Raw genomic sequence first — 22,406 nt, forward strand, 5'->3', positions numbered from 1 at the left:
AGTGGAAGATCGACCGATCATCGTCAAGCGCGTCAAGAAAAAGGGTGGCGGCCATCATGGCGGTGCCTGGAAAGTGGCGTTCGCAGACTTCGCCATGGCCCTTATGGCGTTCTTTCTGGTGATGTGGGCGACCAACCAGGCCACACCGGAACAGAAGGAAGACATCTCGCGCTATTTCTCCGACCCTGTTGGTTACGAGGAGGGTGGCAATCCGAACCCTGTGGATCTTGGCGGAGCGCCGGCGGTGACGCGCAATGAGGGGCCGAGTGACGTCGCGCCCGAGCCGCTGAGCCTGAACGAGGACAACGTTAAAGAGCTGGCGGAGGCCATGGAGCGTCGCCAGACCGAGCAGCTCATGCAGGAACTGGATCAGAAACTTGAGGAAAGCGAGACCCTTCAGAAGTTCAAGGATCAGCTCCTGATCGACATTACCGATGAGGGGCTGCGGATCCAGATCGTGGATCGCTCCAACCGACCCATGTTCGCCAGCGGCAGCGACGAGCTTCAGCCCTACTCCCGGGACATTCTGTTCGAACTGGCGGAGCCCCTGGCGAAGGTCTCCAACAGGCTCAGCATTACGGGCCATACCGATCGCACGCCCTTTGCCCAGACCAACGAGCAGTACACCAACTGGGAGCTGTCCGCCGACCGCGCCAATGCCGCCCGGCGCACGCTGGTGGCCGGTGGCGTTCCCGAGAGCCACATCGGCCGGATCGTGGGGCTGGCGGACTCAGTACTGTTCAACAAGGAAAATCCGCAGGCTCCCGTCAATCGCCGGATCTCGATCATTGTGCTGACCGAAGCCGCGCAGAAAGCCATCGAGGAGCGTGAGTCCAGCGATACAGCGAGTGCCGAGGATCGCGAGACCATGGCCAATGATAACTGGATGGAGCGCGCCCGGGAGAGCCAGGTGAAAGAATCCGAGGTCAACTGGTAGTCCTGCCGGCCTCGGCCTCATCCCGGATCATGAGGTAGTGTTCCATCCGCTGGGGATCCAGCTCCCCGTTTTCCACGGCTTTCTGCAGGGCACAGCCCGGTTCCTTCTCGTGCCGGCAGTCCCGGAACCGGCAATGGCCGATCCATTCCCGCACGTCCGGGAAACCGTCGATGACCACCTCCGGGTCCATGTGCCAGAGGCCGAACTCCCGTATGCCGGGGGAATCGATAATGGCGCCGCCGTTGGCCAGCCGGTATAGGCAGGCCGTGGTTGTCGTGTGGGTGCCCTCGCCGCGGCGGGTGAGGTCACCTGTGCGGATCTCGGTGCCGGGAAGCCAGCGGCGGATCAGGCTGGATTTGCCGACCCCGGACTGCCCGGCAATGATGCTGGTGACCGCGTCATCCAGCGGCTCGGGCAGGGCGCTGTCCGAGCCGTCAGAGGCTGAGGTAAGTGCCACTTCATAACCGAGGTCCTGGTAGGGAGCGAGGACTTCCTCCAGAAGCTCCATGCTGTCCTCGTCCAGCAGGTCCGCCTTGTTCAGCAGGATGACCACGGACAGCCCGTGGATCTCCGCCGCCGCCAGGTAGCGGTCCATCAGCGCCGGCTGGGGTGCCGGTGCTGGCGCGATGACCAGCACCAGCCGATCGATGTTGGCGGCCATGGTCTTGAGCCGGCCGTAGCGGTCCGGGCGCTGGAGCTCGCGCTCGCGTGGCTGTCTTGCTACGACTACGGCAGTACCGTTTTCCTCCTCGCGCCACACGATCCGGTCGCCGGCGACCAGGCCGCCCAGATTGGCTCTCGGCTGGGCACGGCGCTGCTCCCAGCCGGCCTCCACGGGATAGTCGATCAGCAGCTCGCCCCCGAAGTGGGCCACGACGGTCCCGTCATGGCCCTCCTCGCGCGCGGCGTCCTGCCACTGTTCCTGACGGGACTGGATACGGCGCTGCTGCTGGTGGGAAAGGTTGCGTTTGCGGGGCACTGGGTCTTGTCTTGATGCTGTGAGAAGATGACGCCAAACCAACAGCCTATCGGAAAAGGAGCGCCTCAGCCATGGCAGAGCAGAATGAACGGGCCCAGCGACTGATCTGGATCGACCTGGAAATGACCGGCCTGGACCCGGACAGCGACCGCATCATCGAAGTAGCCACCATCGTTACCGATGCGGACCTCAATGCCCTGGCCGAAGGCCCCGTACTGGCCGTCCACCAGTCCGATGCAGTGCTTGGGGCCATGGATGAGTGGAACACCACCACCCACGGCAATTCCGGCCTGACCCGGCGCGTGCGCGAGAGCAGCCTCACCGAGCGCGACGCCGAGCTGGAAACCATCGCCTTCCTGAAGGAGTGGGTGGACGCGCGCACCTCGCCCATCTGTGGCAACAGCATCTGTCAGGACCGGCGCTTTCTCGCCCGCTACATGCCGGAACTGGAAGCCTTCTTCCACTACCGCAACCTGGACGTGAGCACCGTCAAGGAGCTGGCCCGGCGCTGGAAGCCCGAAGCCCTGGAAGGCTTCAAAAAGAAGGGGGCGCACCAGGCGCTGGACGACATCCGCGAGTCCATTGCCGAGCTTCAGCACTATCGGAAGACGTTGTTTGAGCTGTGAATGCGATTCCGTCCGCGTTCACGTTGAAGTGCGTCCTCGCATAACTCGCTCAGGATGACGTTGTGGCTTCCAGATCCTGCAGGATCTCATCCACATGCGCTTCCGGCTTCACCTTGGCGTAGTGCCTGCGGATCACGCCCTGTTCGTCGATCAGGAAGGATTCCCGGTTCACGCCCAGCGCCGGCTTGCCGAACATGGTCTTCTCTTTGAGCAGGTTGTAGGCCTTGAGGACCTCATGTTCCGGGTCGGCAAGGATCGGGAAGTTCAGTGATTCCTTGTCCGCGAACTTGCGGTGGGACTTGACGGTATCGCGGCTGACGCCCAGGACCTGTACGCCGTGCGCCTGCAGCTCCTCAAGACGGTCTCGGAATTGCTGCGCCTCCACGGTGCAGCCCGGTGTATTGTCTCTGGGGTAGAAGTAGAGCAGCACCGTCTGGCCGCGGTAGTCCGCCAGGGAGTGTTCGTTTCCGTCCTGATCCGGAAGCCGGAAATCCGGCGCCTGTTGTCCTTCCCAGCTCATGATTCAGTGTTCCTCCGTTGGTGGTCAGGTATGGGAGCTCGGTATGGGGTCAGATCATACCTGAACGATGCCGTGTCTGCGCAGGGCCCACTGCACATGCTCCCGCACCAGCTCTGACGGGCAGTCCTCCCGTGCTCTTAGCGCCTCGATCACCGGAATGGTGCTCGGGGCATTGCCCAGCCCCACGGCCAGATTCCGTAGCCAGCCCTCGTAGCCCGCCCGCCGGATGGCGGAGCCCTCGGTGCGTTTCAGGAAGGTTGCCTCGTCCCACAGGAAGAGCTCTGCCAGGGTGCTGTTGTCCAGTCCGTGGCGGGGCTGGAAGTCGGGTTCCTCGGTGGATTCACTGAACTTGTTGAACGGGCAGACCAGCTGGCAGTCGTCGCAGCCGAAGACGCGGTTGCCCATCAGCGGTCTTAGTTCTTCCGGGATGGGGCCGTTGTTCTCGATGGTGAGGTAGGAGATGCAGCGGGCCGCGTCCAGCACATAGGGTTCCGGGAAGGCGTTGGTGGGGCAGACGTCCAGGCAGGCGGTGCAGCTGCCGCAGTGGTCGGTGGTCCAGGGCTCGTCCACCGGCAGTGGGGCGCTGGTGTAGATCTCGCCCAAGAAGAACCAGGAGCCCGCCTGCGGGTGCAGCAACAGGGTGTGCTTACCCTGCCAGCCCAGCCCTGCCTTCACGGCGATGGGCTTTTCCATCACCGGGGCGCTGTCGACGAAGGCGCGGTGGTAGTAGCCGGGTAGTGCCTCGTCGATCCACTTAGCCAGCTTCGCCAGACGCTTGCGCATGAGCTTATGGTAATCCCGCCCGAGGCTGTAGCGGGTGATGTAGGCCTTTTCGTCGTCGGCCAGGACCGCGTCCGGGGCGTCGGGCTCGGGGCGGTAATCCAGGCGGACCGCGATGATCCTTTCGGTGCCTTCCACCAGTTGCGCCGGCCTGTAGCGCTTCTCGCCGTGCTGTGCCATGTAGCTGAGATCGGCGTTCAGCCCCCTGTCCAGCCACTGGTTCAGTCGCTGGCCGGTTTCCTCCAGCTCCGTATCCGTAATGCCAACGGCCTGGAAGCCCAGTTCGTGGGCCCAGTCACGGATTTGTTCAGCGGTGGCGGTAAGATCGTTGGTCATCCGGTCCTATGGCGTTTGAGTCGGAATTTGCTATGCTTATCAGAGTTCTGTGCGGATTTCTTAAACCGCATTGTGATAACTGGTTCATTTTTGAGCGAAAATATGCCCAACCAGCCACTGCCATTGTACACCGCTGAGCAGGTACGCAACCTGGATCGAGCCGCCATCGAGGACTTCGGGGTGGACGGTTTTGACCTGATGAAGCGGGCCGGTAAAGCCGCATTCCGGCTGGCGCGCCGGCGCTGGCCGGAGGCGCGTCAGCTGCTGGTGCTTTGCGGTGGTGGCAACAACGGGGGCGATGGCTATGTGGTGGCCGGGCTGGCCGCCCAGCAGGGGATCGCCTGCCACTGTGTGGCGGTATCCAATCCCTCGAAGCTCAGCGGTACGGCGGCATCCGCCTTTGCCTTTGCCCGTGAGAGCGGCGTTGACGTCATATCATTTGAATCTCTGGACGAAGGCCAGTTCGGTGCGCTGTTGGCGGAATCGGACCTGGTTGTGGATACCCTGCTCGGAACCGGCCTTGCCGGTGAGGTCCGTGCGCCCTATGCCGGGGTGATCGATCAACTCAACGCCTCACCAGTGCCAGTGCTCGCCGTGGATATCCCGTCTGGCCTGTGCAGTGGCACGGGTCGGGTGCTGGGGACGGCCGTCCGGGCAGCGGCCACCATCACCTTTATCGGGCGCAAGGCAGGACTGTACACGGGGCGGGCGCGGGACTGCACCGGGCCTGTGAGTTTTGACGATCTTTCAGTGGATCCGGCGGTCCATGACGCGGAACCGGAACCTGCTGCGTGGCTCTGGTCGCCGGAAGCCGCGCTCACCCATCTGCCCCGGAGGCATCCCACCACCCATAAGGGCGAATGCGGTCGCGTGCTCGTCGTTGGTGGTGATGAAGGTATGGGCGGTGCCGGAATCCTGGCTGGTGAGGCGGCGCTGCGCTGCGGTGCCGGCCTGGTGTTCCTGGCAACACGGGGTGCCCATGTGCCGGCGGCACTGGCGCGACGCCCGGAAATCCAGGCGCGGGCCGTGGAGCATGGTAATGATCTGGACCCGTTGCTGGAGCGCGTGGATGTGGTCGTGGTTGGGCCCGGTCTTGGGAGCAGCGCCTGGGGGCAGCAGATGCTGCAGCGGGTGGCGGGTTTTTCCGGGCCTGTGGTCGCGGATGCGGATGCTCTGGCACTGATGCAGCAGCAGGGGGTGCCGGCGGATGCTGGCCAGTGGATACTGACGCCGCACCCCGGCGAGGCGGCCCGGTTGCTGGGGGCCAGCGTTCCGGAGGTCGAGGCCGACCGCTATCAGGCCCTGGCGACACTGGTTGAGCAGCAGGGGGCGACCGTGATTCTCAAGGGGGCCGGCAGTCTTGTGGGCGCGCCCGGGCGAACGCCGGCTGTCATCGAGGGCGGTAATCCCGGCATGGCTACGGCCGGCATGGGAGACGTCCTCAGTGGCGCCCTGGGGGCGCTTCTGGGCCAGGGTCTGGGGCCGTTCGGCGCTGCCGTTACCGGTGCCGCATGGCATGCGGCGGCTGCGGATCACGCACTGGAATGGACCGGCTCGCATGGTCTCCTGGCGGGTGACCTGACGGAGGCGTTCGGCGTGGCCACCGCTGCTGTGTTTCCGGAGGTGGAGCGTGACTGAGCCAACGGTTCTCGAGCTGCCGGATGAGCAGGCCACGGAAGCCCTGGGGGCAGCCCTGGGGCGGGCCTGTTCCACCGGCGGTGTGATCCACCTGATCGGGGATCTGGGCGTTGGCAAGACGACCCTGGCGCGCGGACTCATGCATGCGTTGGGGCATGAGGGCGCGGTACGCAGCCCGACCTTCACGCTGGTGGAACCCTATGAAGCGCTGTCGCCGAAGGTCTATCACTTTGACCTCTATCGGCTCGGTGACCCTGAGGAACTGGAAATGATGGGTATCCGCGACTACATGGAAGAAGGGGCTCTGGTTGTAATCGAGTGGCCGGAGCGTGCCGGGGGCGTGCTTCCGGCGCCGGAATGCCGGGTTGAGCTGTCGGATGCGGGCAGTGGGCGCAGCGCCCGGATTCATACGAATGATCGGATTGCCGGGGCCGCCAGGCAGGCCCTGGCCGGCAGGAGCAGCAGTCAATGAGTACCTGGATGACACGTTTTCTGGCAGGTCTGACCCTGATGGTGGCAGCCGTGGCCCAGGCCGGCACTCCGGTCGATAACGCCCGGATCTGGCCGGCGACGGATCATACAAGGCTGGTGCTTGAGACGGGCAGCTCCGTGGAACACCGGCTGTTTGCCCTGGAGTCGCCCCGCCGGCTGGTGATCGACGTGGAGCAGGCGGATCTTGAGACCGACCTCGGCGCGCTGGACCTTGATGAGACGCCCATCCGCCGTATCCGCACCGGCCGCCGGAAGAACGGCGACCTGCGCGTGGTGCTGGATATGAAGGAGGATGTGGAACCCCGCAGCTTCCAGCTCAAACCGAACCAGAAATACGGTCACCGCCTGGTCGTCGATCTCATGGATCTCGACAAGACCCGTGAGCAGGAGCAGGAAGCGGTTCTGGAAGACCAGAGCGAGAGCAAGCGCCGGAACATCATTGTGGTGGTGGACGCCGGTCATGGGGGCGAGGACCCGGGGGCCATCGGTCCCTCAGGGGTTCAGGAGAAACACGTCACCATGGAACTGTCCAGGCGGATGGTGGACCGGATCAATGCCATGGAAGGCTACGAGGCCTATCTGACCCGCAAGGACGACTATTACATCGGTCTGCGCAAGCGTACCGAGATCGCCCGGGACTATAACGCGGACCTGTTTGTGTCCGTGCATGCGGATGCCTTCCGCTCCCCGCGGCCGCGCGGTGCATCGGTCTATGCGCTGTCGACGGACGGCGCCAGTAGTGAGGCCGCGCGCTGGTTGGCGGAGAGTGAGAACAGCGCTGACCTGATCGGCGGTGTTGGCGGTGTCTCGCTCAAGGACAAGGACGAGATGCTGGCGGGCGTGCTGCTGGACCTTTCCATGACGGCGAGTATTGAGTACAGCATGGGGGTCGGGTCCAATGTCCTCGATCAGCTGGACACGGTGGGCAAACTGCACAAGTCATCTGTTGAGCAGGCGGGATTTGCGGTGCTCAAGAGCCCGGATATTCCGTCCATCCTTGTTGAGACCGGGTTTATTTCCAACCCGACGGATGAGCAACGCCTGACCCAGGCATCCCATCAGCGCCAGATTGCGGACGCGGTTGTCTCGGGTCTGGGTCGCCACTTCCGTGACTCGCCGCCACCTGGGACCCTGATCGCCCACCGTCAGGGGAGCGCAGGGGACAGGCGCGAGTATGAAATCCGGCGTGGCGATACCCTGTCGGCCATCGCCCGGCGCAATCAGGTGTCGGTGCAGAAGCTCAAGTCAGCCAACAACATCAATGGTGAGACGCTGCATATCGGGCAGGTGATCAGCATCCCCTCGTCCTGATCTGGTACCATTCCGATCATGGCAGCCATCCAGACCCTACCCCCCCGTCTCGCCAACCAGATCGCGGCCGGCGAAGTCGTTGAACGCCCGGCCTCGGTTACGAAGGAACTCATCGAAAATGCGCTGGATGCCGGCGCCTCCAGGGTTGAAGTGGAGGTGGAGCAGGGCGGGGCGCGCCTGATCCGGGTGCGCGATGATGGCGACGGTATTGCCCATGATCAGATGCCGCTGGCGCTCAGCCGTCATGCCACCAGCAAGATTCACAGCCTTGATGACCTGGAGGCGGTGAGTTCCCTGGGGTTCCGCGGTGAGGCACTGGCAAGCATCAGTTCCGTGGCGAGGCTGACGCTGACCTCCCGCGCCAGAGGAGAGACCGAGGGGTGGTGCGTGGAGGCCGAGGGGCAGGACATGCAGACTCGGGTGTCACCGGCGGCCCACCCCCAGGGCACCACCGTCGAGGTTCGGGATCTGTTCTTCAACACGCCGGCCCGTCGCAAGTTCCTGCGCACCGAGAAAACCGAGTTCAATCACCTGGAAGAGACCCTGAGGCGCCAGGCGCTGAGTCGCTTCGATGTGGGCTTCACCCTCCAGCACAATGGCCGGGCGGTGCAGTCCCTGCGGCCGGCAACCACCGAGCGTGACCGGCAGCAGCGGGTGGCCAGTCTCTGCGGCAGCCAGTTCATGGAACACGCCCTGAGTATTGATGTGGAGGCGTCGGGCCTGCGCCTGCAGGGCTGGGTGGCGCTGCCGACGTTCTCGCGCAGCCAGGCGGATCTGCAGTATTTCTTCGTCAACGGTCGCCCCATCCGGGACCGGCTGGTGGCTCATGCAGTGCGCCAGGCGTATCGCGACGTGCTCTATAACCAGCGCCATCCGGCTTTTGTGCTCTATCTGGAGGTTGATCCGGCCAATGTGGATGTCAACGTCCACCCGACCAAGCACGAGGTCCGTTTCCGAGACGGCCGCCTGGTCCATGATTTTCTGTTCCGCAGCCTGCACCGCGCCCTGGCTGAAGTGCGACCCGGCGATGACAGCACGGAGCCGGGGCAGGGTGAGGCGGGTGCCCCGGCCCCGTCCGGATCTGCTGTTGCAACGGGGGCGGCTGATGAGCCTGCGGTGAGCGGTCCGGCGCAGAGCCGGGACAGGCCCGCCAGTCCCTCGGAGACCGAGGCCCAGATGGCCTTCTACGGCGGGCTGCACCAGGGCGGCGGCCCCTCCGCCAATGCCGTGCGGGAAGCCTCGCCTACGCCCTTCATCCAGAGCCGCACCACGGCTCCCTCCACTATGCCTGAGAGCCCGGAAGGGGAAATGCCGCCACTGGGCTATGCCGTTGCCCAGCTCCATGGTGTGTACATCCTTGCCCAGAGTGCCGAGGGGATGGTGATTGTGGACATGCATGCCGCCCATGAACGCATTGTCTATGAACGCATGAAGCGCGGTGTGGCAGGGGAAGGCGTGACCTCCCAACCGATGCTGGTACCGCTGACGCTCAACGTGAGCCAGCGTGAGGCGGATCACGCCGAACAGTACGCCGACGATATGGCAACGCTGGGTCTGCAGCTGGACCGTATGGGGCCGGAGACGGTGACCGTGCGCCAGGTTCCGGCGCTGCTGCGGGACGCGGATATGGAGCAGCTGGTGCGCGATGTTCTCTCGGATCTGGTGACCCATGGCCGCAGTCAGCAGGTGGAGGCCCGCATCGAACACCTGTTGGGCACCATGGCCTGCTACGGCTCAGTACGGGCCAACCGCCAGTTGACGATCCCGGAAATGAACGCACTGCTGCGCGATATGGAGGCCACGGAGCGCAGCGGTCAGTGCAACCATGGTCGGCCCACCTGGACGCGGCTGAGCATGGGGGATCTGGATAAGCTCTTCATGCGGGGGCAGTAGCCATGGTGTGGCGGCCTCCCGCGGTTCTGGTCATGGGGCCGACGGCCTCGGGCAAGACGGACCTGGCTGTTGAACTGCGTGAGCGCCTGAATGGTGAGCTCATCAGCGTGGACTCGGCACTGGTCTACCGGGGCATGGACATCGGCACCGCCAAACCGGATGCGGCCACCCTGCGCCGGGCGCCCCATCACCTGATCGACATCCGTGATCCGGCGGAACCCTATTCGGCGGCGGAGTTCGCGGCCGATGCCAGGGCCCTGATCGGGCGCATCCGGGGAGAGGGCCGGGTGCCGATTCTGGTGGGCGGCACCATGCTCTATTTCAATGTGCTTCGCCAGGGCATGGCGAGTTTGCCGCAGGCCGATAAAGGCGTAAGGGCGGAACTGGAACATCGCTTTGACACCGAGGGGGGTGACGCCCTCTATCGTGAGCTGGAAGCTGTGGATCCGGTGGCCGCCGCCGGGCTGCATCCGAACAACCGCCAGCGACTGATCCGTGCCCTGGAGGTCTATCGCCTCTCAGGGCGACCGATATCCGCGCACTGGGCGCAGGGCGCCGGTGAGGATCAGGGTGGCGGGCTACCGGAAGGCACCGTCAGCCTCGCGCTGGCTCCGCCGCAGCGCCGCGATCTGCATGAACGGATCGAGCGCCGGTTCAGGGCGATGCTGGAGCAGGGGCTGCTGGAGGAGGTGCAGACGCTTTATGCGCGCAGCGACCTGTCCCCGGATCTGCCGTCCATCCGGGCGGTGGGGTATCGTCAGGTGTGGGACTACCTGAGCGGCGCAACCCAATATGATGATATGATTGAGCGCGCGCTGGCAGCCACCCGTCAGCTGGCCAAGCGCCAGCTGACGTGGCTTCGCAGGTGGCCGGATGCGCACTGGCTGGACAGTCAGGGCAAGGATCCGTTGGCCGATGCCTTGAAAATCGTCAAAGGCGGCACCACTGTCTCCGGTGATCCAGACACCACGCCGCATGGTATGAAAGGAACAGCGCCCGGGGATCGCCCCGGGGGCGAGCAATCATAAAAAACAGGAGCAGCCTCATGTCAAAAGGGCATTCCCTACAAGACCCTTACCTGAATTCCCTGCGCAAGGAGCGGATCCCCGTGTCCATCTTTCTGGTCAACGGCATCAAGCTCCAGGGGCAGATCGAATCGTTTGACCAGTTCGTGGTCCTGCTGCGCAACACTGTCAGCCAGATGGTCTACAAGCACGCCATTTCCACGATTGTGCCGTCGCGTAATGTGAAGGCGCCCCAGCATCCCGGTGACGAGGGCGAGGCGGTCGATCCCGAATGAGGAGCAGCACCTGATTGTTTGAGCGTCCTGAGGTCGGTGAACGGGCCCTTCTCGTTCACATTACGCTGGCGTCCGAGATGGAGCCGGAAAATCCGGATGAATTCCGCGAGTTGGCAGAGTCCGCCGGAGTGACCTGTGCAGCCGTTGTCACCGGGACCCGGAATCAGCCCAGTTCGCGCTTCTTTCTGGGCAAGGGCAAGCTCGAGGAGCTGCGTGCGACCCTGAACGCCGAGGGCGCGGACGTGGTGCTGTTCAATCACCAGCTCAGCCCCAGTCAGGAGCGTAATCTCGAGGCCGAACTCAAATGCCGGGTACTGGACCGCACCGGGGTCATTCTCGATATCTTCGCCCAGCGCGCCCGCACCTATGAAGGCAAGCTGCAGGTGGAGCTTGCCCAGCTGGAACACATGTCCACGCGGCTGGTCCGGGGCTGGACGCATCTGGAGCGCCAGAAGGGCGGTATCGGTCAGCGGGGGCCGGGTGAGACCCAGCTTGAGACCGACCGACGGCTGCTGCGCTCGCGCATCAACCAGATCAACCGCAGGCTCGAGAAGGTCCGGCGCCAGCGCGAGCAGGCGAGGCGGTCGCGTAAGCGTGCCGAGATCCCAGTGGTCTCGCTGGTGGGCTATACCAATGCGGGCAAATCCTCCCTGTTCAACCATCTGACTGATTCCACGGTGTTTGAGGCGGACCAGCTGTTCGCCACCCTGGACCCCACGGTGCGCCGTGTGAGCGTGCCGGACGTGGGCCCGGTGGTGCTGGCGGATACGGTTGGGTTCATCCGGCATCTGCCGCACACCCTGGTCGAGGCGTTCCGCGCCACTCTTGAGGAGACGGTCGAGGCCTCGCTGCTGCTTCATATCATCGACAATACCGATCCGGCCCGTGATGACACCATCCAGCAAGTTGAGTCGGTGCTGGGTGAGATCGGAGCCGGTGAAGTGCCGGTTCTGCAGGTGTGCAACAAGATTGATCTCATCCCCGGCGCGCAGCCGGGGGTGGAACGGGACGAGAGCGGTCGTCCGGTGCGCGTCTGGCTTTCAGCCCATACCGGGGCTGGCATGGAGGAGCTGCGCGACGCCGTCGCGGAGCGTCTGGCCGAAGACGTCGTCCATCGCTACGTGAAACTCTCCCCCGCGGACGGCTGGTTGCGGGCCCAGTTCTACCAGAGCGGTGCCGTGGTGGCGGAGCGCATGTCCGACAGTGGCGAGCCGGTGCTGGAGGTGCGCATGGAAGCCCGCGACTGGCACCAGCTGCTTGCACGGGCGGGCACGGACGAGAATCGGCTGGCCTGTCTCGACGGCAGTGACTGGATGGCGGTTGAGGCGGTGTAGTGCCCCCGGTTGTCGCGGCCTGTCAGAACACCTACTATTTGCATCTGTTGTGCCCGGCAGACCCGGGCCGCTGCAGCGTATAATCTCAGACGGAGAACACTATGGCCTGGAACGAACCGGGTGGTAACCGCAACAACGACCGCGACCCCTGGAGCTCGGGCAATCGCGGCGGCAACGATCAGGGGCCGCCGGACCTCGATGAGGCCCTGAAAAAGGGCCTCGACAAGCTGAACCGGCTTTTCGGCAACAAGGGCGGTTCCGGTGGCAGTGGCGGCTCGGGCAGCAGTGGTGGTCAGGGCGGTGGCGGCTTTGGCCTGATCCTCGCCGTGGTCGGTCTGCTGGTTTTCGGCTTTCTGGCCTGGCAGTCGGTCTACATCGTGGACGAGCGGGAAAACGGCGTTGTCCTGCGCTTCGGTGAGTACCACAAAACCACCATGCCAGGTCTGAATTTCAAGATTCCGCTGCTGGACGATGTCCGCATGGTCACAGTGACCGATGTGCGCTCTTTCAAGTCCACCGGTCACATGCTCACCGAGGATGAGAACATCGTCAGTGTGAATCTCGGCGTCCAGTACCGGGTTCAGGACCCCAAGAACTTTGTGCTCAATGTGCGCGACCCCAGCAGGACCCTGCAGTACGCTACGGACAGCGCCCTGCGTCACGAAGTGGGGAGTTCGACCCTGCATGGGGTGCTCACTGAGCGCCGCGCGGAGCTTGGGCAGCTGGTTGAGAAACGCCTGCAGCGTTTCCTTGATACTTACACGGTGGGCATGCAGATCCTGCGCGTGAACGTCGAGAGTACCCAGCCCCCGGAGCCGGTTCAGGAAGCTTTCCGTGATGTCCAGCGTGCCCGTGAGGACATGCAGCGCTTCGTTGACCAGGCGGAACAGTACCGTAACCGTGTGGTTCCGGAAGCACGGGGGCAGGCGGAGCGTATCCGCGAGGATGCGAAGGCCTACCGCTCCAAGGTGGTGGAAGCCGCCCGGGGTGAGACAGCCCGCTTCCTGGACGTGCTTGGTGTCTATGAGCAGGCTCCGGAAGTCACGGCCAGCCGGCTCTATATCGATACCATGCAGCAGGTGCTTACTGGAACGAGCAAGGTGGTTGTTGACATTGAGAAGGGCAATAACCTGATGATGCTGCCGCTGGATCAGATGATGAAGGGCGGTGCGAAGGCCATGGCGGATGATGCGCCGGACGGCAGTGGCTCCGGTGATGGACAGCATCAGGGTATTGGCTCCACCAATGACCGCATTGACCGGATCAGCGATCAGGTGATCGATCGCATCCGTGATCAGCAGAACAGCAATTCCGGCCGGGAGAGGCGTTAAGCATGAACACTAAGGGTCTACTGGCGATCATAGCCGGTGTCGTGGTTCTTTACCTCGTGTCGGCGACCGTCTACATCGTGCCGGAAACCCATCGTGGCGTCGTTCTGCGGTTTGGCGAACTCGTCAAGACAGGTGTGGAGCCCGGGCTGCATTTCAAGCTTCCCTGGGTTGAGACGGCAGAGGAATTCGATACGCGGATTCTGACACTCAACATCGACACCCAGCGCTATCTCACCATTGAGAAGAAGCCGTTGGATGTGGACTCCTACGTTACCTGGCAGATCATCGATGTGGCCGACTTTTACCGGGCCACCGGCGGCAGTGAGATGCGGGCTGAAGGACTTCTTGCCTCCCGTATTGAAAACGGGCTCCGGGATGAATTCGGGGTGCGTAACATGACGGAGGTCGTTTCCGGCGCCCGTGATGAGCTGATGAAGAAGATCCAGGGGAGCGTGGACGAGCTCACGCGCAAGGAGTTCGGCATCCGCGTTCAGGATATCCGGATCAAGGGGATTGAGCTCCCGGATGAAGTCAGTGAAACGGTGTATCAGCGCATGCGCACTGAGCGCCAGGCCGAGGCGCAGGAATACCGCTCCCGTGGGCGCGAACAGGCCGAGGGCGTGCGCGCTGCGGCGGACCGTAAGGTGACGGTGCTTCTGGCCGAGGCGAACCGTGAAGCCCAGGAAACCCGTGGTGAGGGTGACGGCAAGGCCGCGACCATCTACGCGGAGGCCTACGGGCAGGACCAGGAGTTCTATGAGCTCTATCGCACGCTTGAGGCTTACCGCAGCACCTTCAACAGTCGCCAGGACGTGTTCCTGATGGATTCCCAGAGCGACTTCATGAACATGCTGGACGGACCCATGGGCGGGCAGTAACACCTGCAGCCCCAGTGAACCGGAGCTTCGGCTCCGGTTTTTTTATGGGCGCGATGGGCGTAGAATCCCGGCTCTGTAACAAACCCGAACGGTGCCTGGTATTGCCATGTGGCAGGATCTGCTGACAGCTCTGGCGCTGGTGCTCATCATTGAGGGCGTCATGCCGTTTCTGTGTCCGCAGCGCTGGCAGCGGATGGTGGAAGTTCTGGCACAGATGGCGCCCTCAAGCATGCGGTGGGCGGGGTTTGCGAGCATGCTGGTGGGGGTGACCCTGCTCTATGTTGTTCGCTAGGTTCCCCCGGAACCGCTTGAAACGTTCCTGCTCAGTCAATCAATTACGGGTTCAAGCGTCATGAGTACGTCTGATCGATGGTTGCTGCCCGATGGGGTGGCCGATGTCCTGCCGCCCCAGGCCCAGAAGGTCGAGGCCCTGCGCCGCGAGCTGATGGATACCTATCGGCGCTGGGGCTATGAACTCATCATCCCCCCGATGATCGAATACCTGCAGTCGCTTCTGACCGGTACCGGCAATGATCTGGATCTGCAGACGTTCAAGCTGACGGATCAGCTGACCGGTCGGATGATGGGCGTGCGCGCCGACATGACCCCGCAGGCGGCGCGGATGGACGCGCACAGCCTGCGCCGCCCGGGTGTCACGCGCCTGTGTTATGCCGGCCATGTTCTGCATGCCCGCCCGAGCAGCATGCTGGCCAGTCGTACCCCGCTGCAGGTCGGGTGCGAGCTTTTCGGCAGCCGCAGCAGTGGCGCCGACCAGGAAATCATCGATCTGATGCTGGAGACCCTGACTGCGGCTGGCGTTGAAACGGTTCACCTGGACATCGCCCATGTGGGCATTTTCCAGTGCCTGGCGGAAGAGGCGGCCCTGGGGGGCGATCTGGAACAGCGGGTCTTTGATGCCCTGCGCCGGCGCTCCATCCCGGAGCTGGACGAGCTTCTGGGCACTGCCGAAGCCGGCTCCGCCCGCGCCATGCTGCGGGAGCTGGGCCGGCTCAGTGGTGGCGAAGGGGTGCCGGATGCCGCTCGGCAACGGCTGGCGGGAGCGCCTGCGCCCGTGCTCGAGGCCATTGACCAGCTGGAGCAGACCGCCGCCCGGGTGCGTGAGCGTCACCCCGGCGTGGCCATCGGGTTCGATTTCAGCGAACTGCGCGGCTACAACTATCACACCGGCCTGGTGTTCGCCGCCTACACACCGGGGCAGGAGGAAGCGCTCGCCCAGGGCGGTCGATACGATGCCGTGGGCGAGGATTTCGGCCGTGCCCGGCCGGCAACCGGCTTTAGTGCCGATCTGAACCGGCTTCTGGAAGCGGGGCGGCGGGCCTTCGGTGCCGGCGGGGGCGCCATCCTGGCCCCGGCTGGAACGGACGCGGCGCTGCGCCGGCGCATCAGCGAGCTGCGCCAGAGTGACACGGTCATCCAGCAGCTGGACGACGAGGCCGATGACCGGCTGCCGCCCGGCTGTGACCGCCAGCTTGTCCTGAAGGACGGTGACTGGAAAGTGGAGCCGCTGTAGCCGCAGCGGCGTGAACGTCAATCATGAGTTTGTGAACGGATCAGCGAGCCATTCATGGGTAAGAACGTCGTAGTGCTGGGCACCCAGTGGGGTGACGAAGGCAAGGGCAAGATCGTGGATCTGCTCACCGAGCAGGTATCCGCCGTTGCGCGGTTCCAGGGCGGACACAACGCCGGCCATACACTGGTGATCGATGGTGAGACCACCGCGCTTCACCTGATTCCCTCCGGGATTCTGCGCAAGCACATCACCTGCATGATCGGCAACGGTGTGGTGCTGGCACTCCAGGCCCTGCTTGAGGAGATCCGCAAGCTGGAGGCGCGCGGCGTGGATGTGCGTTCACGGCTGCGGGTCAGCGAGGCCTGCCCGCTGATCCTGCCCACCCATGAGCGCCTTGATCAGGCCCGTGAGCGTGCCCGAGGCAAGGACTGCATTGGTACCACCGGGCGTGGTATCGGCCCTGCCTATGAGGACAAGGTATCCCGTCAGGGCCTGCGCTTCGGTGACCTTGCGGATCCGGAAGCCTTCGAAAGGGGCCTGCGCCACCTGATGGGCTACCACAACTTCGTACTCACCGAGTACTACGGCGAGGAGCCGGTGGATGTGGAAGCCACCCTGGCGGATTTCCGCGCCTACGCCGAAGAGCTGCTGCCCATGGCGGCGGATGTTACGGACATGCTGCATGATCTGCGCAAGCGCGGTGAGCACATCCTGTTCGAAGGGGCCCAGGGGGCGCTGCTGGACATTGATCACGGCACCTACCCATTCGTCACCTCGTCGAACACCACTGCCGGTGGCGCGGCAACGGGCACCGGTTTCGGGCCCCAGTACATGGACTATATCCTGGGGATCACCAAGGCCTACACCACCCGTGTTGGTTCCGGTCCCTTCCCGACGGAGCTGTTCGACACCTGCGGTGAGCACCTGGCGCGCCAGGGGCACGAGTTCGGCACCACAACCGGGCGCGCCCGGCGCTGTGGCTGGTTTGACGCGGTAGCGCTGCGCCATGCCATCCAGGTGAACAGTGTCTCCGGCATCTGCCTGACCAAGCTGGATGTTCTGGACGGCCTGGACGAGGTGAAGGTCTGTGTGGGTTACATCACCCGTGAAGGACGCGTAACCCGGCCGCCGATCCGCGGCGCCCAGTACGAAGCCATTGAGCCGGTGTATGAGACGCTTCCCGGCTGGTCGGAAAGCACTTCGGGCATCACGGCCCTGGATCAGCTTCCCGAGAATGCGCGCAATTACATCCGCTTCCTCGAAGAGCAGATCGAGGCGCCCATCGACGTCATCTCCACAGGGCCGGACCGGATCGAGACCGTTACCCTGCGCCACCCCTTCAACGCCTGACTCTCAGGCCGGCTTGCGGGCCACCAGGGTGGCCCGACGGGGCGCCGGATAGCCTTCAATGGTCCGGTGCTCGTCCTCCGGATCCAGGAAATCGGGCAGTGACTGGAACTGCATCCAGTCCGTGGCGCGCTGTTCGTCCGTGGTGGTGCGCGTTACATCCACACACTCAACCTCCCGGTAACCGGCACGCTGCAGCCAGCGCTCCAGGGTGGGGACGCTGGGAATGAACCAGACGTTGCGCATGCGCGCGTAGCGGTCTTCCGGCATCAGCGTCTCGCCCATTTCGCCCTCAATCACCAGTGTCTCCAGTACCAGCTCGCCGCCGGGCTTGAGCGTGCCCTTGAGTTCGATCAGGTGGTCGATGGGCGAGCGCCGGTGATAGAGCACCCCCAGTGACAGGGTGGTATCGAACAGCTGGAGCTGGTGGGGCAGGTCCTCCAGCCGCTGTGGCAGCAGGTGGGCATGTGGATCACCCAGGTAGGTACGCACCGCCTGGAACTGCATCAGGAACAGCATGCCGGGGTCGATGCCGACCACCCTCTGGGCCCCGGCTCCCAGGATGCGCCAGCAGTGGTAGCCGGAACCGCACCCAACATCCAGTACGGTACGGCCGCGCAGGTCACTCAGACCGGGCCGGACCCGTTCCCACTTCCAGTCGGATCGCCACTCGGTGTCGATATGGGTCCCGAAGAAATCGAAGGGCCCCTTGCGCCAGGGCATCAGGCCCCGCAGCCCCTGTTCAAGCTGCTCCCGTTGGGCCTCCGTCAGGGGCTCGGGTGTTGTGAGCGTGACCGTCGGTTGATCGAGGTCCGCTTCGGCGCCGGGGATCCGGGGAAGCTGATTGAGCGCCGCCATCCAGCGCGGCAGGTCGCCGTGCGGGTGGGTCTCGAAGACGCTGGTCAGGCGCTGTTGCAGCTGCTCGTGCCACTCTGTTCGGCCGCTGTCGCGCAGCCAGTCCAGCAGGTTGGCGTATTCGCTGCGCCAGTCAAAGTCCGTGCTCATGCCGTCGCCTCCGGCGCAATGGCGAGGATGGAGACAAAGTTCAGCGACTGGTGCCAGAGCGTGACCTGCTCAAAGCCGGCCGCTTGCAGCCGCTGGCGGTGCGTCGCTATGGACTCGGGGATCAGCACTTCTTCCAGCGCGTTGCGTTTGCGGCTGATCTCCATCTCGGAATAGCCCTGGGCACGCTTGAAGTCCAGGTGCAGCTCCTCCAGCAGTGACTGCTCGGCGGCATCCGCGAACGCCACCTTCTCCGAAAGCACCAGGGCGCCGCCCGGTGTCAGGGCCTGGCAGAGGCGCGCCAGAAGCGCGTCCCGGTCCTCCGGGGGCAGGAACTGGAGGGTGAAGTTCAGGGCCACCACGCTGGCGGGCTGGTAGTCGATGTCGCGGATGTCGGCGCACTGGAGAGCCACCGGCAGCTGGCCGTCGTCCAGGGCAATGTAATGGCGGCAGCGCTCGACCATGGAGGCAGCGTTGTCGACAGCCACAATGCGGGCGCCATGGACTTTCACGCTGTGGCGCATGGCCAGGCTCACGGCCCCCAGTGAGCACCCCAGATCATAGAGCGCCGTGTCCGGCCGTGCGAAGCGCGCGGCGATCACCCCGATCATGGGCACAATGGTGGTGTAGCCGGGCACAGAGCGCCGGATCATGTCCGGAAAGACGCGTGCGACCGCCTCGTCAAACCGGAACGGGTCATCGGAGGCGCTGGCGCCGGCATACACGGCATCGGTTTCGGTATCGAAGCGACCGGTTGGATCATTCATGGTGCGGTTTCCGTTGTTCGTGGGCGCTGTCAGGGCCCGGGTGGCCGGACCGGTGGCTGCTGCAGGCTGGCGAGCTGTTCGCGCAGCATCAGAATATGGTCGGACCAGAATCGTGCCTGGCCGAACCAGGGGAAGTGCATGGGGAAGGTGGGGTCGTCCCACCGCCAGGCCAGCCAGGCGGCCTGGTTGATCAGTCGCATGGTGCGAAGAGGCTCAATGAGGTGGCATTCCGCCGGGTTGAACTGGTTGAACTGCTCGTAGCCCTCGATGAGCTCTCCCAGCTGCCAGCGCTGCTCCTCGGCGTCGCCACTGAGCATCAGCCAGATGTCCTGGACAGCCGGGCCCTGACGGGCGTCGTCAAAGTCCACGAACAGCAGCCGTTCCTCGCGCATCAGGATGTTGCCCATATGGCAATCCCCGTGCAGCCGCTGGATCGTCACCTCGCCGGCGCGCTCCTGGCAGGCGCGGATGGCATCGAGCAGATCCGGGATCAGGCTGCGGTAGGCCGCCACCAGATCGTCCGGCACAAATCCGGCATCCAGGACATAGCGCTGCCCCTCATCAATCACCCGGACCGGGTCAATGGTGGGGCGGTGCTGGAAGTCCCTGCGCGCGCCAACCTGATGGATGCGCCCGAGCCACTGGCCAATGCGGAACAGTGTGTCCGGAAGCGTGATGTCCGGGGCCTGGCCGCCGCGCTGGGGGTAGAGCGCCAGCGTGAAACCGCCGTAGTCCGCCAGGTAGCCGCCGCCGGGCATGGGGAGCGCACCAACCGCCGGGATCTCGGCGGACTCCAGCTCGGCCACAAATCCGTGCTCTTCCTCCAGCTGCGGTCGGGACCAGCGTCCCGGGCGATAGAACTTGGCGATCAGCGGCTTCTGGTCCTCAATCCCGACCTGGTAGACACGGTTCTCATAGGAATTAAGCGGGAAGAGTCGGCCGTTAACCGCGTAGCCACAGGCCTCTACCGCATCGAGAACCAGGTCGGGGGTGAGGTGCTGGTAGGGGTGCGCCATCGTCTCCATGGGTCAGCTGCCTGTCGCGGGGTTGATGGGGGCCGCGTGACCGGGGGTGCGACGGGTCTCCATGTTATTGAGGTAGTACCAGTTCTCGTCCAGCTCCCAGCGTACCCGGCGGATGCTGCCCGAGGCGGTGACGGTCTCACTTGCCCGTGCCTGAAGGCGGGCGTACTCCTGTTCAGCGCGGCGGAATTCGCGGCTGGTTTCCGGTATCCGGCGCAGGTCAGGGAACAGTTCCCGCATGGCCTGGGCGGTGTCCACACGGGGCGAGCGAAGTGTGCTCATGACGGCCGTGTCTCCTTCCACGCGCAGCACGCGGAAAGGATAGGGGTAGTCCGCCAGCGCGGACTGTTCGCGCAGCGTTTCATTGAGTTCCATCACGGTATAGCCGCGCCAGCCCAGCCAGCTTACAAACAGGGCTGCCACGATCATGACCGCAATGAACTGGCGGATGTCCGACATACTTCCCCCGCTGAAATGGCCAGGTCACCAGTATAACCGCTTGGGCGTTTCAATCAGAGTCCCGGCTGGTATCCTTTGCCCATGGATTCAGAACAGGTTGATGCGGTCGTCATTGGTGCGGGGGTTGTGGGGCTGGCCGTGGGGCGGGCCCTGGCCAGGGCCGGACACGAGGTACTGGTGCTTGAGCGCCACGCTCTCCCCGGTGAGGAGGTCTCCTCGCGCAACAGCGAAGTCATCCACGCGGGCATCTACTATCCGCCGGGGTCGCTCAAGGCGGAGCTGTGCCGTGAGGGCCGGGACCGGCTGTACGCTTTCTGCGAGCGTCGCGCTGTCCCCCACCGGCGCTGCGGCAAGTGGCTGGTTGCCACCGGTGAGGCTGAAATTCCCGCCCTGGAGCGACTGCGCCGCAATGCCGCGGACAACGATGTGGTACTAGAGTGGCTCAGCACCCGTGAAATCGCCCGGGAGCCGGGGCTTCACGCGGCGGCCGGGCTGGCGTCCCCGATGAGCGGCATTGTGGATTCCCACGCCTTTATGCAGGCTCTGCTCGGGGATATGGAAGCCCATGGCGGCTGGCTGGTGCGCCAGGCGCCGGTGGAGCGGATTGAAACCGTGCAGGGGCGCCACCGCGTCCAGGTGGGCGGCGATGCACCCTGCGAACTCAGCGCCGCCATCGTGGTTAATGCCGGTGGGTTGGGTGCTGTGCCCGTTGCCCGGCGATGGGAAGGGATGCCTGCAGAGGCTGTGCCGCGCCAGTGGTTCGCCAAGGGCCACTACTTCGCCTACAGCGGCCGTCACCCCTTCCAGCGCCTGATCTACCCGTTGCCGGCTGCAGGTGGGCTTGGCGTGCACCTGACCCTTGATATGGCCGGTCAGGCCCGGTTTGGGCCGGACGCGCACTGGGTGGATGCCCTGGAATGGTCCGTGCCGGAATCACTGGCTGCCACTTTTGCCGACGCCGTCCGCCAGTGGTGGCCCGGGCTGGACCCCGCGCGCCTGACGCCCGCCTATGCCGGCATCCGTCCCCGCATTCACGGCCCTGACGACAAACCGGCGGATTTCATGATCCAGGGGCCGGGGGAGCACGGCCTGGCCGGGGCGGTGAATCTGTTCGGTATTGAGTCCCCGGGGCTCACTGCTTCCCTGGCGCTCGCCGACCGTGTGCTCCAGCAGCTGTACTGACGCCTAGGGTGTTCTTGCCAGTGCCCAGACCTCCAGGCGTTGCACTCCCGCCCGGCGCAGGCAGTGCCCCATGGCCTCCGCTGTCGCGCCGGTGGTGACCACGTCCTCGATCAGGGCGACATGCTCCGGAAGGGGCGCGCTGCCGGCAACGAAGAAAGCCTCCCTGAGGTTGCGCCGTCGCTCGGAGCGCGACAGGCTGGCCTGGGCACGATAGCCGCCATGGCGCTGGAGCCGGCCGGGCAGCACCGGTATCCCTGTGGAGCGACCGAGCCAGTCCGCCAGCTCCGCCGTCTGGCTGAAGCCGCGCTCGCGCAACCGTTCCGGATCCATGGGCGCCGGAATCAGGGCCAATGGTCGCGGCTCGGGCATGCCAGCGGCCCGCAGCCAATTGCGGGCCAGAGCGGCGCCCTGGGCGCGTGTGCCGTGGTACTTGTAGTTCTGGATCATGCGGTCCACGGGGCACTCGTAGCGCCAGGGAATGCGGCTCCGGTCCTGGGGTGGGTCGGTGCGCTCGCATTGCCGGCACAGGCTTGCTCCGCGTTCCCCAATGGACAGTGGCAGGGCGCAGCGCCGGCAACAGGGACCTGTTGCCGGAAGGTCAAGAAGGCATGCGTGGCAGAGTCCGCCGCCCTGGTCCGGGCCCAGGCAGATGACGCACCGGCTCAGCCTGGGGCGGGTTGTGTTCACCCTGTTAACCATCAGGGTTGCTCTGGTTGACAGCCGTCTGGCCATCCTTATCAT

Annotated in this window: 22 protein-coding genes and 1 pseudogene; 15 read left to right on the forward strand and 8 right to left on the reverse strand. The window is 64.6% G+C overall.

Annotation, left to right across the window (positions count from 1 at the left end):
* The first annotated feature begins 1 nt into the window (after position 1).
* Positions 2-937, forward strand: a complete 936-nt coding sequence (motB, locus tag F3089_RS12190; protein WP_151441071.1) for a flagellar motor protein MotB — start codon at positions 2-4, stop codon at positions 935-937.
* On the opposite strand, the gene rsgA is transcribed toward motB, so the two are convergent.
* Positions 927-1,916 carry a ribosome small subunit-dependent GTPase A gene (rsgA, locus tag F3089_RS12195; RefSeq protein WP_151441072.1) on the reverse strand — a complete coding sequence of 330 codons (990 nt, stop codon included), beginning with the start codon at positions 1,914-1,916 and terminating at the stop codon, positions 927-929. The two genes, motB and rsgA, sit on opposite strands and share 11 nt — an antisense overlap.
* Positions 1,917-1,987: 71 nt before the next feature.
* On the opposite strand from rsgA, the gene orn reads away from it, so the two are divergent.
* Positions 1,988-2,542, forward strand: coding sequence for an oligoribonuclease (gene orn, locus F3089_RS12200; protein ID WP_151441073.1), 555 nt, complete (start codon positions 1,988-1,990; stop codon positions 2,540-2,542).
* Positions 2,543-2,591: 49 nt separating this feature from the next.
* Here the strand turns inward: orn and bcp are convergent, their stop codons facing one another.
* The gene (gene bcp, locus F3089_RS12205; RefSeq protein WP_151441074.1) at positions 2,592-3,062 is read right to left on the reverse strand and encodes a thioredoxin-dependent thiol peroxidase; all 471 of its coding nucleotides are present in this window, start codon (positions 3,060-3,062) and stop codon (positions 2,592-2,594) included.
* A gap of 54 nt (positions 3,063-3,116) precedes the next feature.
* On the reverse strand, positions 3,117-4,178 hold the full coding sequence (gene queG / locus F3089_RS12210; RefSeq protein WP_151441075.1) for a tRNA epoxyqueuosine(34) reductase QueG: 1,062 nt from the start codon (positions 4,176-4,178) through the stop codon (positions 3,117-3,119).
* Positions 4,179-4,280: 102 nt separating this feature from the next.
* Here queG and F3089_RS12215 point away from each other — a divergent pair, with 102 nt between their 5' ends.
* The 12 genes and pseudogenes from F3089_RS12215 (at position 4,281) to F3089_RS12270 (ending at position 17,236) form a co-directional block, all read left to right on the forward strand.
* Positions 4,281-5,816: an NAD(P)H-hydrate dehydratase gene (locus F3089_RS12215; RefSeq protein WP_151441076.1), complete on the forward strand. Its 1,536-nt coding sequence runs from the start codon at positions 4,281-4,283 to the stop codon at positions 5,814-5,816.
* Complete coding sequence (gene tsaE / locus F3089_RS12220) at positions 5,809-6,288, forward strand: tRNA (adenosine(37)-N6)-threonylcarbamoyltransferase complex ATPase subunit type 1 TsaE (protein ID WP_151441077.1); 480 nt, start codon at positions 5,809-5,811, stop codon at positions 6,286-6,288. The genes F3089_RS12215 and tsaE overlap by 8 nt, the downstream gene beginning before the upstream one ends.
* Entirely contained in the window at positions 6,285-7,619 is a 1,335-nt protein-coding gene (locus F3089_RS12225) for an N-acetylmuramoyl-L-alanine amidase (RefSeq protein ID WP_151441078.1), read from the forward strand. The genes tsaE and F3089_RS12225 overlap by 4 nt, the downstream gene beginning before the upstream one ends.
* Before the next feature lie 18 nt (positions 7,620-7,637).
* A complete protein-coding gene (gene mutL, locus F3089_RS12230) occupies positions 7,638-9,512 on the forward strand; it encodes a DNA mismatch repair endonuclease MutL (RefSeq protein ID WP_151441079.1) in 1,875 nt (624 codons plus the stop codon).
* A gap of 2 nt (positions 9,513-9,514) precedes the next feature.
* Positions 9,515-10,447: pseudogene (gene miaA / locus F3089_RS12235) on the forward strand (tRNA (adenosine(37)-N6)-dimethylallyltransferase MiaA); the annotation flags it as partial.
* Positions 10,448-10,557: 110 nt separating this feature from the next.
* Positions 10,558-10,812, forward strand: a complete 255-nt coding sequence (hfq, locus tag F3089_RS12240; RefSeq protein WP_077530587.1) for an RNA chaperone Hfq — start codon at positions 10,558-10,560, stop codon at positions 10,810-10,812.
* A gap of 14 nt (positions 10,813-10,826) precedes the next feature.
* Positions 10,827-12,146, forward strand: coding sequence for a ribosome rescue GTPase HflX (hflX, locus tag F3089_RS12245; RefSeq protein ID WP_151441081.1), 1,320 nt, complete (start codon positions 10,827-10,829; stop codon positions 12,144-12,146).
* 101 nt (positions 12,147-12,247) lie between these two features.
* Positions 12,248-13,477, forward strand: a complete 1,230-nt coding sequence (gene hflK, locus F3089_RS12250; RefSeq protein WP_151441082.1) for an FtsH protease activity modulator HflK — start codon at positions 12,248-12,250, stop codon at positions 13,475-13,477.
* A 2-nt stretch (positions 13,478-13,479) separates the two neighbouring features.
* Positions 13,480-14,355 carry a protease modulator HflC gene (gene hflC / locus F3089_RS12255; RefSeq protein ID WP_151441083.1) on the forward strand — a complete coding sequence of 292 codons (876 nt, stop codon included), beginning with the start codon at positions 13,480-13,482 and terminating at the stop codon, positions 14,353-14,355.
* Positions 14,356-14,461: 106 nt separating this feature from the next.
* Positions 14,462-14,647: a DUF2065 domain-containing protein gene (locus F3089_RS12260; protein WP_151441084.1), complete on the forward strand. Its 186-nt coding sequence runs from the start codon at positions 14,462-14,464 to the stop codon at positions 14,645-14,647.
* Positions 14,648-14,707: 60 nt separating this feature from the next.
* Complete coding sequence (locus tag F3089_RS12265; protein WP_151441085.1) at positions 14,708-15,886, forward strand: ATP phosphoribosyltransferase regulatory subunit; 1,179 nt, start codon at positions 14,708-14,710, stop codon at positions 15,884-15,886.
* A 54-nt stretch (positions 15,887-15,940) separates the two neighbouring features.
* Positions 15,941-17,236: an adenylosuccinate synthase gene (locus F3089_RS12270; protein WP_151441086.1), complete on the forward strand. Its 1,296-nt coding sequence runs from the start codon at positions 15,941-15,943 to the stop codon at positions 17,234-17,236.
* Between the two features lie 3 nt (positions 17,237-17,239).
* Here F3089_RS12270 and cmoB read toward each other — a convergent pair whose 3' ends face one another.
* From cmoB to F3089_RS12290, 4 genes are read right to left on the reverse strand one after another with little or no spacing between them, the layout of a single operon-like run.
* Entirely contained in the window at positions 17,240-18,238 is a 999-nt protein-coding gene (cmoB, locus tag F3089_RS12275; protein WP_151441087.1) for a tRNA 5-methoxyuridine(34)/uridine 5-oxyacetic acid(34) synthase CmoB, read from the reverse strand.
* Positions 18,235-19,002 carry a carboxy-S-adenosyl-L-methionine synthase CmoA gene (gene cmoA, locus F3089_RS12280; RefSeq protein WP_151441088.1) on the reverse strand — a complete coding sequence of 256 codons (768 nt, stop codon included), beginning with the start codon at positions 19,000-19,002 and terminating at the stop codon, positions 18,235-18,237. Before cmoA ends, cmoB begins: the two co-directional genes overlap by 4 nt.
* Before the next feature lie 29 nt (positions 19,003-19,031).
* Positions 19,032-20,027 carry a serine/threonine protein kinase gene (locus F3089_RS12285; protein ID WP_151441089.1) on the reverse strand — a complete coding sequence of 332 codons (996 nt, stop codon included), beginning with the start codon at positions 20,025-20,027 and terminating at the stop codon, positions 19,032-19,034.
* 3 nt (positions 20,028-20,030) lie between these two features.
* A complete protein-coding gene (locus F3089_RS12290) occupies positions 20,031-20,483 on the reverse strand; it encodes a hypothetical protein (RefSeq protein ID WP_151441090.1) in 453 nt (150 codons plus the stop codon).
* Positions 20,484-20,564: 81 nt separating this feature from the next.
* Between F3089_RS12290 and F3089_RS12295 the strand changes: the two genes are divergently transcribed.
* A complete protein-coding gene (locus tag F3089_RS12295) occupies positions 20,565-21,665 on the forward strand; it encodes an NAD(P)/FAD-dependent oxidoreductase (protein ID WP_151441091.1) in 1,101 nt (366 codons plus the stop codon).
* 3 nt (positions 21,666-21,668) lie between these two features.
* Here the strand turns inward: F3089_RS12295 and F3089_RS12300 are convergent, their stop codons facing one another.
* Positions 21,669-22,364: a ComFC family protein gene (locus F3089_RS12300; RefSeq protein WP_151441092.1), complete on the reverse strand. Its 696-nt coding sequence runs from the start codon at positions 22,362-22,364 to the stop codon at positions 21,669-21,671.
* Between the last annotated feature and the right edge of the window lie 42 nt (positions 22,365-22,406).

This window comes from Halospina sp. K52047b (assembly GCF_008709855.1).
GTDB lineage: Bacteria > Pseudomonadota > Gammaproteobacteria > Pseudomonadales > Oleiphilaceae > Halospina > Halospina utahensis_B.